Origin of the sequence: Nocardia sp. NPDC050175, from assembly GCF_044459885.1 — a bacterium.
Lineage (GTDB): Bacteria > Actinomycetota > Actinomycetes > Mycobacteriales > Mycobacteriaceae > Nocardia.
Window position 1 is genome coordinate 223,714 of the sequence record NZ_JBITJI010000010.1, and the last position, 13,844, is coordinate 237,557.

Consider the following 13,844-nt stretch of genomic DNA (forward strand, 5'->3'; position numbering starts at 1 on the left):
ACGGTCACCGCATGTCACTCGACGGCGGTGACCGTGGCCAGTCCAGCCGTGGTGTGCTGATCCAACGCCATCAGCGCGGCCCGAACCCGCACCGGCTGCCACCCACCATCGGTGCGCCGCAGCCGCACCGTGCCCTCGGTGCGATGCCGCGCCAACTCCCGTGACATCTCCTGTGCCGCCGCCAGATCGTCCGGATGAATCTGCGGCGGCGGCTGACCGGGCAGATCCGCCCAGGCGATACTCGGCATCGGCGGCCCGATCCAGCGAATCAGTTGCAACGAGCGCAGATTCACGATCGCGCGATACTCCCCCGGCGCGGTGGACGCTTCCAGCAGCCGATATTCCAGAATCATCGGCGGCGGCGCGGCAGGCACCGAGGTCGCGGCACCGATGTCCTGGGTCACTCCGCGAAACAGCACCTCCCTGCGCCCGGCCGCATCGACCTCGAGGATGATCCGGCAGGCGAAATGCCCTGCGCGCAAGGCATCGTCGTCGCGGCGGACCGTCCATACCGCCTGATGTTCGGTGCCCGGCGCGGAATTCACGATCTTCGCCAGCGCCTCGCTCTCGTCCCGATTGGTGACCAGCCGGGTGAACGCGCCCGCGATGGCCAGTTCCGCCTCCCGGTCCTCGGGCGCGACGCCGTACAGATCGAGCAGGTCCACGCTGCGCACCGATCGATTGGTGGTGAGGTTGAAGTACCACGCGCCCACCGGTTCTCGCGCAGGCAGCGGTTCCGTCACCGGCCCGATCCACAGTCGAACGGCATGCGCTCGTTCCGGCGTGATCAGCAGTGGTTCGGCTCGCACGGTGCGGCGGCCGTCGTCCGATACCCGCGCGACCAGGGCGCGAGTCCGACAGGCCTGCGCGAGTGCGGCTTCCGCGTCAGCGAGCGAGAGCGGGTTACGCAGGATATTGCTCAGCGGCACGAAGGATTTCGGCGCGGCACCGAACGCGATCACCTTGCCCGGCGTGCCCGAAAAGCATTCGACCAGGATCCATTTCGCCATCAGCCGCGTCCGATCGATCGCGCCCGATCAGTTACTGCCGCGAGAAGCGTTCGACCAGTTGACATTTCAACATCACCCGTTCCTGATCGCGCGGTTCCGCACGGTCAGGAACGAAATACCATGTCCAGCACCCGTTCGTGGTACGAGCCAGCGAACCTTGTGACCAGGTCCACAAGAAGGGCGTCCAGTCCGACAAGAACCTTGGCCTCGCCGCGCGCGGCCCCGCGCAGGATCGTCTTGGCCGCCGCGGCCGGGCTGGTGCGCGCGACATGCGCCTCGAAACGCCGGGCGACCGCCGCGGCGTCGACGCCGGGCGCGACGCTCGCCGACCGCGCGATGGTGGTGAGCACCCCGCCCGGATACACCGCGGTCACCCGAACCTTGCCGCCCGCGGCCCGCATGTCCTGGCGCAGCGAGTCGGTGAACCCGCGCACCGCGAACTTCGCCGCGTTGTACGGCGCGTGCTGCGCCACCCCGACCAGCCCGAAGGCCGAGGACATGTTCACCACATGCGCCCGCTCGGCGGTCAGCAGATGCGGCAGAAAGGCTTTGGTGCCGTTGACGACTCCCCAGAAGTCCACGTCCATCACCTGCTCGAAATCGCTGAACGGCGACTCCACCACCCCGCCGACGTGCAGGATCCCGGCGTTGTTGAACAGCGCCTCGACCCGGCCGTAGTGCCCTACGGTCGCCGCGGCGTGGTCGAGGACGGCGGACCGATCGGTGACGTCGAGGGTGGTGGTCGTAGGCTCTTGGCCGACGGCAGCACAGAGTTCTTTGGTCTCGGCGACGGCGTCGGCCGACTTGTCCGACAGCGCGAGCAACGCGCCGTCGCGGGCCAGCGCCAGGGCCAGTTCGCGGCCGATGCCTGCGCCGGCACCCGTGATCGCGACCACCCGATCCGCGAAATATGCCACGGCTCAACCCTTTCCAACCCATCCGACATCCAAATCGGATATCCATGAAGGCTAACCACCCGAAGCTGGGCGCGCGACCTATGCCCCATTCCGGCGATCCGCGACCAGGCCGCCGCACGCCGGTGAAATAATGAAGGTCCATCACCCGCACCGTCGCGACGCCATCCCGCACGCCCGGCCCTCGCGCGAATCGACTGGAGACCAGATGCCAACTGTCCCGCCCATGCTGCAGCGCATCCTGGACAAGCCCGTCGCCGATGGCGAAAAACTCCTGGAAAGCGCGCTCTCGGCCTTCCTGGACTTCGGCATCAAACGGACCAGCATGGGCGAGATCGCCCGGCGTGCAGGCATCAGCCCCGCCACCCTCTACCGCCGCTTCGAATCGAAGAACGAGCTGGTAGAGGCCGTGAGCGTGCGGGAAGCGCAGCGCTTCGTCGCGATGATCGACAAGCAGGTGCGGGCCGTCACCGGCACCGAGGACCAGCTGGTGGAGATCTTTGTCGCGTTCATCACCGCCATCGCGAACAACGAGTTGCTGCGCCGGCTGCTGCGCACCGAGCCGGACCTGATCCTGCCCCGGCTGACCACCGACGCGGGACCGATCCTGGCCGTCGGCCGCAGCTACCTGGCGGAGAAGCTGCGCGAGCTGCGGGATACCGAGAGCACCCACGATTTCGATGCCGACCTGGTCGCCGAGATCATGGCTCGGCTCGCGCTGTCGCTGGCGCTCACTCCGGACGGGCTCATTCCCGTCGCCGATCGGGATGCCGCGCGCGAGTTCGCGCGCCGGACGTTGATGCCCATGGTGGGCGTGCACGTCACCGCATAATCAGAGTGCGGGCGGCGAAACCCCGAACGCCGCGGCCACCCGCTCGTTGAGATCGGCCCGAGCTGCCGCGTCCAGCGATCGGCCGTCGACGAACTCGCGGGCCAGCTCGATGATGGTCGCTGCGTGCGCCGATCCCGGGTTCGGCAGCGGCAATCGCGATACGTACTGGGTGATCCACCGACGCCTGCCCGAATACAGGCGATTCCCACAAACCGCGTCGTAGAACCGCAGTCCGAGCGCCGAATTCGCCACGCCCATAAGTAGATACGCGAGCCGCTCGGCATCAGACGGGGTTTCCGCCAGGTCGGGTAGCGAGATCCAATAACAGTCGCCGTTCACCACCGCGCCCGATCGATCGAGCGCGAATCGCGGTCGATCACTGATATCCGGAAACACCACCTTCGGCTCCCGCCACAGATGCGGACGCTGCGGCACCCATATCTCGAACCATTCGCGGCCACTCGGACCGAGGTAGTGACGCGCCGCGAGAGTGTCCTTGTGGGTGCGCAGATACTCAGCGGCACAGGGAAATTCATTCAGATCGATCGGCGTACGGTTCGGCCGCGTCAGATCGTAGGGATAGAGCACGCGGGTGTCGTGCGCTCGGGCGACGCACCACGGTTCGAGGTCATGATGGGTGATCAGCTCGCGTAGTAGCTCCGGTTCAGGCGGCGGCTCGACATCAGACCACCGATCGGAAATGAACACCTTGTCAGCAGTCGTCTTGATCCCCACCCGAATTCGCCCGACCTCACCGAACGTCCGCCAGGTCGCCGCCGCGATCCCAGCAAGCCAGGAATCAACCTCGGCGTTCGACATGCGCCACGCAGTCTCGGGTTCCGCACTGCGCCGCAAGGCTTTCCGGCGTCCGGACTGGTTGGACGGCGGATCCGGCGGCAACTGTCGCGCGAGATTCGATCCGAGTTGCCGCGCCCCTTCGGCCCGCAGATTCACCCCCAACCCATCAGGATCCTGCGGTCCGTCGCTCCGGAGGTCAGTGCCCGGCCCACCTGGCTGCTGCGCGCTCTCGGCCCTTAGATCCACGCCCGGCCCATCAGGCTGCCGCGGCCCCTCGGCCCGAAAGTCCGCACTCGGCCCATCAGGTCGCAGCGGTCCCTCGACCCGCGGGGGCCCGCTCGGCTCATCAGGTCGCAGCGCTGCCCCATTCCCCAGATCCACGCCCGACCCATCAGCTTCCCGCGAATCCTCGGCCCGTAGGTGCCCGCTCAGCTCATCAGACTGCTGCGAACGCTCGGCCCGCAGATTCAGCCCCGGCCCGACGGATTCCTGCGCTCCCTCGACCCCCAGATCCACGCCCGACCCGTCAGATTGCAATGGCCCCTCGCCTCGCAGGCCCTCCCCCGGCCCATCAAGTCGCAGCAGACCCTCGGCCCGAAAGTTGGCACTCGGCTCGTCGGGTTGGCGCGGTCCCTCGGCTTGAAGGTTGATGCTCGGCCTATCAGGTTGCAGCGGACCGTCGGACTGTAGGTGGGCGTTCGAATCAGGGTTCGCAGCGCGTTCTATCGAGGAAACCTCCTGCACCCCTGCGGTTTCCAATCTCGAACGTGTCGCATGTCCGGTGACTAGGCTGCCGACCTCGACCGCGAAGGTTCGTCCGCTGTGCGCGACCAGGCAACCACGATCACCGAGCAGGGCGCCGAAAAGGTCGGTCTTCGAGGCGATTTCGCCGTCCTCGACCTCGTACGCGGAGACGTACCGGCATTCGCCGACCCCGCCACGAGTCGCGATGGTGATCGCGGGCAGCACGGCAGCCTCGAACAACTTGGTGTCGCCCAGGTCGTACAGCTCGACCGGTGTCAGCTCGGCGAGCAGCAATCGGCGAATGTTCGCGCCTGCCTTGGTTGTCAGAAACCTGTTGGCGCACAACAACCCGAGCACACCACCCGGGCATAGCAATCGGGGCAGTGTTGCGACGAACGGGTGCGTGAGGTCGATTCGCCCGCGCAACCCGAACTGCTTACTGAGCAGTTGGGCGGTCGCCCCGCCTAGCTGTTGGGTGCGCACATATGGCGGGTTCGTGATCACGGCATCGAATGATCCCGCTGCGAGTTCCTCTGATGCCGTGAGGAAGTCGCCGACATGCCAGTCGACCCCATCCCCCGCGTTCCGCGCTCGCGCCACCGCGAGGGCCGCTGCGTCGAGGTCGTACCCGGTCAGCTCGACCCGGACCCCCGGCAGCCGGATCGCGGCCTCGTCCCGCAACGCGAACAGTAGCTCCCCGTCACCGCACGCCGGATCGAGTACCCGCAGGACCCCGGATGCCGGCGGCGGCACGTGGGTGAGCAGCCGTCCGGCCAGGAAGCGCGCGAGCTCGGGCGGCGTGTAGTGCCTGCCGTGCCGCTTGCGATCCCGTGCGGCGGGGGCTCCGGACGCCATGCGGTGGATTCTGCCTTGTCAGAGCCCGGCATTCAGGGCAATGGCGAGCACTGGTCCCGGGCCTGGGCCATAGCGCTGGTACAGACCGCTTCGCGACCATTTCGCACTGGCACTTTCGATGCTAACGTTCGGTCTCATAATGGGACCAAATGGAGGTGTGGGGATGACGGCAGCGGATGTGGGCACCGAACAGTACTCGGTGTTGGCCAAGGTGCTCGATGAGCGTTGGACGTGTCGGCAGTTCCTGGCTGATCCGGTGCCGCGGGAGGTCGTCGAGACGCTGCTGCGGCTGGCGCAGCGCACGGCCTCCTGGTGCAACACTCAGCCGTGGGAGGTGGTGCTGACCGAAGGGGCGGGCACCGATCGGTTCCGCGAGGAGTTGCTCGCGCACATCCAAACCGCAACGCCGGAACCGGATTTCCCGTTTCCGGCGCAGTACACCGGGGTGTTCCGGGATCGTCGGCGCGAGTGTGGCATGCAGTTGTACGACAGTGTCGGTATCAGCAAGGGCGATAACGAGAAGACGATGCGGCAGGCTGTGCGCAACTTCGAACTGTTCGACGCACCGCATGTGGCGATCGTGACCACCGAGGCGGACATCGGCGTCTACGGTGCCGTCGACTGCGGCGCCTACATCGGTAACTTCCTGCTCGGGGCGCAAAGCCTAGGCCTCGGGGCGGCCCCGCAGGCGGCGCTGGCGTCGTACGCACCGTTCATCCGCGCCTACTTCGGCATCCCGGACAATCGCCGCGTGGTCGCCGGGATCTCCTTCGGCTACCCGGACACCGAACATCCGGTCAACGGGTTCCGCACCTCTCGCGAGGACCTGGCTCAGGTAGCGACCTGGTTCACCGACTGAACCTCGGGCTCGAGCAGCCCCGGCCCGGCCTCGGGCAGCACGTCGCGGGCGGTCAGCACCTGGCCGCACACGTCGCATTCGAGGTTCGCGTGCGCCTCGCCCGTGCAGCCCTGGTGGGTGTAGCGCACGGGCGGGCCGTCGGGCGCCATGTAGGTGTCGCCCCAATCCCGGATGGCCATGAGGATCGGATAGATGTCATGGCCCTTCTGGGTGAGCCGGTACTCCTCGTGCGCGCCGACCGCGGCCTTCTTCTTCACCAGGATCTCGTGTTCGATCAACCGGTCCAGGCGGTCCTGCAGGCGGCTGCGCGAGATGCCGAGCGCACTCTGGAACCCGTTGAAGCGGCGGATGCCGGAGAACGCGAATTTCAGGATCAGCAGGGTCCAGCGGTCGCCGAAGATCACGAGCGGGCGCGTGATCGAGCACGGCACGTCGGCAAGTTCTTCGTAGCGCACTTCTCGATGCTACCGAGCGAGGGTCCGGTAGCAGCCGCTCATGGAGTCACCGTCTCGAGCGCGCACTCCGACATCGGATCTGCTTCCTCCAGCAGCGTCACGTGCTCCATCGGGCATCCTGCGCATCCGCTCGGTATCCGCCCTCCCACTTCGCGGCGGCGCAATTGCCGAGCAGGGCGTTGCCGGTAGCCGTTCACGGCGTCGCCTTCTCCAGCACGCACTCCGACATCGGATCGGCCTCTTCGAGCGACGGCACATCCTCCCCGTCGAGCACCTTGCGCATCCCGCTCGGTATCCAACTGTCCCTCCCACTTCGCGACGACGAAGGTGGCGACGCAATTGCGAGCGGGGCTTTGCCAGTAGCCGTTCACGGCGTCGCCTTCTCCAGCGCGCACTCCGACATCGGATCGGCCTCTTCCAGCGGTGGCACATCCTCCCCGTCGAGCACCTTGCGCATCCGTTCGGTGTCCAACTGCCCCTCCCACTTCGCGACGACGAAGGTGGCGACGCAGTTGCCGAGCAGATTCACCGTGACCCGCATCGAGTCCATGATGCGGTCCGCGCCGAGCAGCAGCGCGACCGCGGCCACCGGAATGGAGCCGTGACCGATCGCGGTAATGGTGGCCGACAGCGCCAGGAACGACGAACCCGGCACGCCCGCCATGCCTTTCGAGGTCAGCATCAGTACGCCGACCGCGGTGATCTGCTCCCCCAGACTCAGGTCGACGCCGAGCGCCTGCGCCAGAAACAGCACGCAGATCGACAAATACAGCGTCGCGCCGTCGAGATTGAACGAATATCCGGTCGGCACAACAAGTCCCGTGGTCGCCTTGGAACAACCGGCCTCGGTGAGCTTGATCATGATGCGCGGCAACACAACTTCGGTCGATGCGGTGCCGAGCGCGAGGAACAATTCGTCCTTGATGTACCTGACGAATTTCCACAGATTCACCCCCGCGAACACCCGCGCCACCACCGCGAGAATCAGCAGAAACAGCAGTGCCGCAAGGTAACAGCAGGCAATCAGCTTGCCGTAACTGCCGAGCGAGGACAGCCCGTACTGGCCGACGATGTAGGCCATCGCCCCGAACGCGCCGAGCGGCGCCAACCGCATGATCCACCCGATGATGGTGAAGAAGACCCGCCCGATGTGGTCGATACCTTCGAGGATCACCGGCGGCCCGTGCTCACCGAACTTCGCCAGCCCCAACCCGAACAGCACGGCGAAGAACAACACCTGCAGCAACGCGTTCTCCGCGAACGCCGAAACCACCGACGCCGGAATGATATTGAGCAGGAAGTCGACGGTGTGCGGCAGTTCACCGTTCTTGGTCGTCCGCGCGATCTTCTCCGCACCGGTGGCCAACGTCTGCGGATCGATATCGAAGCCAGTCCCGGGCTTGACGAGATTGCCCACCACCAACCCGAACAGCAGCGCGAACGTGGTGACCACCTCGAAGTAGATCAGCGCCTTCACCCCGATCCGCCCCACCGCCTTCATGTCCCCCACATGCGCGATCCCGAGCACCACGGTGCAAAAGATGATCGGCGCGATCACCATCTTGATCAACTTGATGAACCCGTCCGCCAACGGCTTCAAATCCGCCCCGACCCCCGGCCAGCACGCCCCGACCACAACCCCCGCCACGATCGCAACGAGCAGCTGCACGAACAGCGACCGATACCAGGGCGGTTTCCGCACGGTCGCAGTTGCGGCTACGGAATCGATCGTCACGCTCATCCGCGAACCGTACGAACCCCATGTATCCGACCGATGTCCCCGATGTTGCCGCCCCAAAACCCCTCGTTCCAGGATCTGCACTGACTCTCGGGATCGGCACTCGGAATAGGGCTCTATTCCGAGTGCCGATCCCGAGAGAGAGTGCAGATCCTGGCCAACAGACGCGCTGGCTAGCCGAGCTACTTGGCGAGGTCCTCGATGAGGTCCAGGGCCGGGTACAGGACGGCACGCAGCGGCCGGAGTCTCGACAGCCCGACGACGCGTTCGACGAGCGGGGCGATCCGGCGGATCAGCAGTCGGGTGCGTTCTTGGCTGGCGCTGCGGTCGTGGACCCAGAACAGGACGATGCCCATGTGGGCCAGCCACAGCAGATTCGGCAGCTCGGCCATCAGCCGCTTGTCACCCTTGACGTCGTCGCCGATGACCAGGTTGCGCATGATGGCGGTGGATGTCTCTCGGGCGGGCCGACTTTCGTCGCTGAATGGACTCAGTGGGCTGGTGGGCTCGGCGGCGCTGGCGAAGAACTTGCCGCCGAACTCGTGGTAGGGGGCGGCTACGTCGACGAAGGCCAGTTCCATCGTCTGCCATCGGGCGGCGAGCGAGTCGCCGCGGGTGGTCTGCCTGACCTGCTGTTCGTGCAGGGTCTGGACCTGTTGGTAGAAGCCCTGAACCAGGTGTTCCTTGGAAGTGAAGTAGTAGTAGGCGTTACCGACGCTGACACCGGCTTCGCCCGCGATCGCGCGCATCGTGGTCTTCGTGTAGCCGTTCTGCTCGAACAGGCGCAGGGCGGCGTCGATGATCTGCCGGCGAGTTTCCTCGCCGCGCGCGGTCGCGGGCTCGGGGCGGGTCATGCGAGTCAGGCTAGTGTGGCCGCGGCGACCGGAACGGGAGGGACGGTGGCCTGCTTCTCCTGGTGCCTGCTGCGGCGGATCGAGTTCAGGGCGATCAGGTTTGCGAAGTGCATGCCACCGAGCACCAGCAGCACCATGCCGAGCTTCATGGCGAGTTCTTCGATCGCGACGCGCACATCGTCGACCGAGCCGCTGATGCGCAACGCCAGCGCCACGAAGCCCGCGTTGACGAGCCAGAACCCGATGACCAGCAGACGATTCACGACTTCGGCGAGATCGTTGTCGCCATTCATGACATCCACCAGAAACCGTGCGCCGGTGTGGTGCAGGGTGCGTGCCACCCAGAACGTGAGCGCCAAGCTGATGGTCGCGTAGGCCGCGTATGTGACGACGACAAGGTTCATTGTCCCAGCTCCTCAGTTATTTGAACGTGTTCAACTATGAGACTAGGCCGTTTGTTGAACACGTTCAAGTGTGTGAGTGACGCGACATCCTGCCGGGGGCGCGGAGTCCTTGCCGGACAACGAAAGTGGGCCCCGGGTATACCCGGGGCCCACTGTTCAGAGCTCAGATCAGAGCGGAATGTTCTTCAGGTGGCTGGCCCGCGACGGTGCGGCGGCCAGCGCGGCGGCGATGATGCTGCGCGTCTTCGCCGGGTCGATCACCTGGTCCACCACGCCGATCGCGACGGCTCGTTCGACGCCGCCCGCGATGCGCTCGTGCTCAGCGGTGAGACGCTCATGCAGTGCTTCGCGCTCCTCTTCAGGCGCGGCAGCCAGCGCCTTCTTGTGCAGGATGCCGACGGCGGCCTTGGCACCCATCACAGCGACCTCGGATCCGGGCCACGCGTACACGGCGGTCGCGCCGAGCGAACGGGCGTTCATCGCGATGTAGGCGCCACCATAGATCTTGCGGGTGACCAGGGTGACCCGGGGAACCCGCGCCTCGGCGAACGCGTGCAGCAGCTTGGCGCCGCGACGCACCACACCTTCCCACTCCATGCTGACGCCGGGCAGGTACCCCGGAACGTCGGTGAGCACGACGAGCGGAATGCCGAACGAGTTGCACAGCCGCACGAAACGCGCTGCCTTCTCGGCACTTTCGGAGTTCAAGCAGCCACCGAGGCGGATCGGGTTGTTGGCGAGCACTCCGACGGTGCGCCCGGCCAACCGGCCGAGACCGGTGACGATGCTGCGCGCGTAACCGCCCTGCAGCTCCTCGAACGAGCTTTCGCCGTCGACGTTGTCGAGCAGTTCGTGGATGATCGGCTTCACGTCATAGGCACGCTTCGCCGACTCCGGCAGCATCGCCTTGAGGTCGACGTCGCCGTGCTCGGCCGCGACCAGATCGAACTCGCCCTGCTCGGCGAACATCGACACCAGACGACGCGCGCGATGCACCGCGTCGGCCTCGTCATCGGCGACGATATGGGTGACGCCGGACTTCTTGCCGTGCGTCACGGGTCCGCCAAGGGTCGCCATGTCGACCTGCTCGCCGGTCACGCTGCGCACCACGTCGGGTCCGGTGACGAAGATGCGGCCCTCGGGGGCCATGATCACGATGTCGGTGAGCGCGGGACCGTATGCGGCGCCACCCGCGGCGAAACCGACCACCACGGAAATCTGCGGTACCAGGCCGGACGCGCGAACCATCGCCTCGAAGACCAGGCCGACGGCGTGCAGCGCCTCGACCCCCTCGGCCAGCCGGGCGCCACCGGAATGCCAGATGCCGACGATCGGCACACCGGAGTCGATGGCCGTGTCGATCGCGTCGACGATGTGCTTGCAACCCTCCACGCCCATCGCGCCACCCATCACGGTGGCGTCGGAGCAGTAGGCGACGGTGCGGACACCGTCGACCTCACCGATGGCGGCGAGCACACCGGACTTGTCGCGGGGATGCAGCGGAAGCAGCGTGCCGGGATCGAAGAAGCGCTGTAGTCGACCGAGCGGATCGCGCGGATCCAGGTCCGTCCCCTGTTGAAACGCGGGAGCGATAATCGTCATCGCGTTTACTCCTCACCTCGATGAGTGCACCGCTGGCGCGGCTGCAAATGTGGAAACCCCGGCGGGATCGGACCTGCTGGCCCGATCCCGCCGGGGTCGTCGTGCAGTCGATACAGGCGGTTATGCCCGACCGAAGGCGAGCGCCACGTTGTGCCCACCGAAACCGAAGGAGTTGTTGATCGCGTACTCGATCTCCTGACGGCGAGCTTCGCCGTGCACCACATCCAGATCGATCGCCGGATCCTGGTTCTCCAGGTTCAGCGTCGGCGGGACGATGCCGTCCCGGATGCTGAGCACGGTGAGTACGGACTCGAGCGCGCCGACGGCGCCGATCGAGTGTCCCAGTGCGGATTTCGGGGCGTAGACCGAAGCGTGCTTGCCAATCGCCAGGTTGATCGCGTTCGCCTCGGCGGTATCACCGATCGGCGTAGCGGTCGCATGCGCGTTGACGTGAGTGATGTCCTTCGCGGTGAGACCAGCGGTCTGCAGCGCTCGGGTCATCGCACGGGCCGCACCGACGCCATCGGGGGCGGGAGCGACCAGGTGGAAACCATCGGACGTGATACCGGCACCCAGCAGACGAGCATGGATGGTGGCACCGCGCGCCTTGGCGTGCTCCTCGGTCTCGACGACCATCAGCGCACCCGCCTCACCGAAGACGAAACCGTCGCGGTCCTTGTCGAACGGACGCGAGGCACCCTTCGGATCGTCGTTGCGGGTGCTCATGGCACGCATCATGCTGAACGCCGCGATCGGCACCGCGTCGATGTAACCCTCGACACCACCGGTGACGACCATGTCGGCATCGCCCATGACGATCATGCGCCATGCGTTGGCGATGGCCTCGGAGCCGGACGAGCATGCCGAGACCGGAGTGACCACTCCTGCCCTGGCCTTCAATTCGAGGCCGACAACGGCCGAAGGACCGTTCGGCATGACCATCTGCACAGCCAACGGCGAAATCTTGCGATAGCCACCGCTCTTCAGCTTGTCGACCGAGTCGATGAGGGCGTCGCCGCCACCCAACCCGGTGCCGATGGCCACACCCAGCCGTTCCGGGTCGACCTCCGGGCTGCCTGCGTTACGCCAGACTTCGCGACCGAGCACGGTCGCGAGCTGCTCGACGTACGCCATGCGCCGGCACTCGACTCGGGTCAGCAGGGTCTCGGGCCGAACCTTCAGGTGACCGCCGATGCGGACCGGAAGGTCGTATTCCTCGACGAAGGAATCCTCGAGAACGTCGATACCGCTCTCGCCGTTGAGGAGTCCCTTCCACGTCGCATCGACATCACCAGCGATCGACGTGGTCGCCGCCAGGCTAGTGACGACGACGTTGGGGAAGTTCCCGTTCAAGGTGGAAGGAGTGGTCACAGTGTCAGCCCTACTCGGCGTCGAACTTGGCCTTGAGCTCCGCGGCGGCTTCGCTGTTCTCCGCCTCGAGCTTCTGGATGTAGCCGACAGCGTCGCCGACGGTCTTCAAGCTCGCCAGATCCTCGTCCGGGATCTTCACGCCGTACTTGTCCTCGGTCTGCACCGCGATCTCGACCATGGACAGCGAGTCGATGTCCAGGTCATCGACGAAGGACTTCTCGATCGTCACCTCGGAGGGTTCGATACCCGTCACCTCTTCGATGATCTTGCCGAGTTCCTCGACGATTTGTTCCTGGGTCAGAGCGGCCACTTCGTGGCTCCCTTCTTGTTCTTTGTAGGGCGTGTACTGGTTTTTCGGATCGAGACGGCCGAAGGTTACGTCCGCTCGGTCACAACCGTGCATATCGATGCATGGCTGCGCAGGAAAGCTAGCCGGAGATGCTTACCCCGGCCAACGCGGGGAGGTCTTCCGGGGTCTTCAGGGCCACTGTGCGCGTGCCCTTCAGCTCCCGTTTCGCAATGCCGACCAGGGTGCCCGCCGGTGGCAACTCTGCCACCATGGAAACCTCTGCCTGCCTTACGGTTTCGGTGCACAGGTCCCACCGGACGGGCCGGGTAACCTGGGCAGCAAGCTTGTTGATCGCGTCGCGTCCCGAGGTGACCGGCTTGCCGTCGAAGTTCGACAGCAGGATCCGAGTCGGGTTGTTCGGCACGATCTGCGATATGGCATCGGTCACAGCGTCCTGTGCCGGTGCCATGAACGCGGTGTGGAAAGCACCCGCGACGGGCAGCGCGCGAATCCGTGCCTTCTCCGGCGGGTTCGCGGCGAGTTCCGCCAGCGCGTCCAACCGACCCGCGGCCACGATCTGGCCCACCGCGTTGCGGTTGGCCGGAACGAGGTCGAGTTCGGCGAGCCGAGCGAGCACGGCGGCCTCATCGCCACCGAGCACCGCGGACATGCCGGTCGGTTCCAACGCACACGCCTTGGCCATCTCCGAACCACGGATGGCGGCCAAACGTACCGCATCATCCGGGGAGATGACCCCGGCGACAGCGGCGGCGGCGAGTTCACCGACCGAGTGCCCGGCGACGATGGTAGCGGCCGGAAGCGCATCCGTGGGGATTTCCGCATAGGCCAGCAACGCGGCGGCCACGACGAGTGGCTGGGTCACTGCCGTATCGGTAATCTCCTCCGCCGTCGCGGTGGTGCCGAGGCGAACCAGGTCCAGGCCGGAGGCCATGGACCAGAGGATAAGCCGGTCACGCGCGCCAGGGAGATCGAGCCAAGGCGCGAGCATGCCGGGAGTCTGGGACCCCTGTCCAGGGGCGAACAACGCGATCACTCCCTAAGAGAACACTGTGAGGTGCCTCGCCGGAGATGTCGACGCGAATGAAGCTTGCCCTCGCG

13 protein-coding genes are annotated in these 13,844 nt (G+C 66.1%); 2 read left to right on the forward strand and 11 right to left on the reverse strand.

Annotated elements, in window-relative coordinates; all coding sequences use genetic code 11:
- Window positions 1-14: 14 nt before the first annotated feature.
- Together ACIBK2_RS31195 and ACIBK2_RS31200 are read right to left on the reverse strand one after the other, a co-directional pair.
- Complete coding sequence (locus ACIBK2_RS31195) at window positions 15-1,010, reverse strand: GAF domain-containing protein (protein WP_396972332.1); 996 nt, start codon at window positions 1,008-1,010, stop codon at window positions 15-17.
- Window positions 1,011-1,114: 104 nt separating this feature from the next.
- Entirely contained in the window at window positions 1,115-1,927 is an 813-nt protein-coding gene (locus ACIBK2_RS31200; protein ID WP_396972334.1) for an SDR family NAD(P)-dependent oxidoreductase, read from the reverse strand.
- 205 nt (window positions 1,928-2,132) lie between these two features.
- Here ACIBK2_RS31200 and ACIBK2_RS31205 point away from each other — a divergent pair, with 205 nt between their 5' ends.
- Window positions 2,133-2,756 (forward strand): TetR/AcrR family transcriptional regulator, encoded by a 624-nt coding sequence (locus tag ACIBK2_RS31205; RefSeq protein WP_396972336.1) that lies wholly within the window; start codon window positions 2,133-2,135, stop codon window positions 2,754-2,756.
- On the opposite strand, the gene ACIBK2_RS31210 is transcribed toward ACIBK2_RS31205, so the two are convergent.
- Window positions 2,757-5,153, reverse strand: a complete 2,397-nt coding sequence (locus tag ACIBK2_RS31210; RefSeq protein ID WP_396972338.1) for an Eco57I restriction-modification methylase domain-containing protein — start codon at window positions 5,151-5,153, stop codon at window positions 2,757-2,759.
- 163 nt (window positions 5,154-5,316) lie between these two features.
- On the opposite strand from ACIBK2_RS31210, the gene ACIBK2_RS31215 reads away from it, so the two are divergent.
- Window positions 5,317-6,012 carry a nitroreductase gene (locus ACIBK2_RS31215; RefSeq protein WP_396972340.1) on the forward strand — a complete coding sequence of 232 codons (696 nt, stop codon included), beginning with the start codon at window positions 5,317-5,319 and terminating at the stop codon, window positions 6,010-6,012.
- On the opposite strand, the gene ACIBK2_RS31220 is transcribed toward ACIBK2_RS31215, so the two are convergent.
- The 8 genes from ACIBK2_RS31220 to ACIBK2_RS31255 form a co-directional block, all read right to left on the reverse strand.
- Window positions 5,985-6,467, reverse strand: a complete 483-nt coding sequence (locus ACIBK2_RS31220) for a winged helix-turn-helix transcriptional regulator (protein WP_396972342.1) — start codon at window positions 6,465-6,467, stop codon at window positions 5,985-5,987. The genes ACIBK2_RS31215 and ACIBK2_RS31220 overlap by 28 nt on opposite strands.
- A gap of 367 nt (window positions 6,468-6,834) precedes the next feature.
- A complete protein-coding gene (gene dctA, locus ACIBK2_RS31225) occupies window positions 6,835-8,208 on the reverse strand; it encodes a C4-dicarboxylate transporter DctA (protein WP_396972344.1) in 1,374 nt (457 codons plus the stop codon).
- A gap of 179 nt (window positions 8,209-8,387) precedes the next feature.
- Entirely contained in the window at window positions 8,388-9,059 is a 672-nt protein-coding gene (locus tag ACIBK2_RS31230; RefSeq protein ID WP_396972346.1) for a TetR family transcriptional regulator, read from the reverse strand.
- 5 nt (window positions 9,060-9,064) lie between these two features.
- Window positions 9,065-9,463 (reverse strand): hypothetical protein, encoded by a 399-nt coding sequence (locus ACIBK2_RS31235; RefSeq protein ID WP_396972348.1) that lies wholly within the window; start codon window positions 9,461-9,463, stop codon window positions 9,065-9,067.
- Between the two features lie 168 nt (window positions 9,464-9,631).
- A complete protein-coding gene (locus ACIBK2_RS31240) occupies window positions 9,632-11,065 on the reverse strand; it encodes an acyl-CoA carboxylase subunit beta (protein WP_396972350.1) in 1,434 nt (477 codons plus the stop codon).
- 120 nt (window positions 11,066-11,185) lie between these two features.
- Window positions 11,186-12,436 (reverse strand): KasA/KasB family beta-ketoacyl-ACP synthase, encoded by a 1,251-nt coding sequence (locus ACIBK2_RS31245; protein ID WP_150408151.1) that lies wholly within the window; start codon window positions 12,434-12,436, stop codon window positions 11,186-11,188.
- A gap of 10 nt (window positions 12,437-12,446) precedes the next feature.
- Window positions 12,447-12,746: a meromycolate extension acyl carrier protein AcpM gene (gene acpM, locus ACIBK2_RS31250; RefSeq protein ID WP_150408150.1), complete on the reverse strand. Its 300-nt coding sequence runs from the start codon at window positions 12,744-12,746 to the stop codon at window positions 12,447-12,449.
- A gap of 118 nt (window positions 12,747-12,864) precedes the next feature.
- Window positions 12,865-13,779, reverse strand: coding sequence for an ACP S-malonyltransferase (locus tag ACIBK2_RS31255; protein WP_396972353.1), 915 nt, complete (start codon window positions 13,777-13,779; stop codon window positions 12,865-12,867).
- Window positions 13,780-13,844 lie beyond the last annotated feature (65 nt).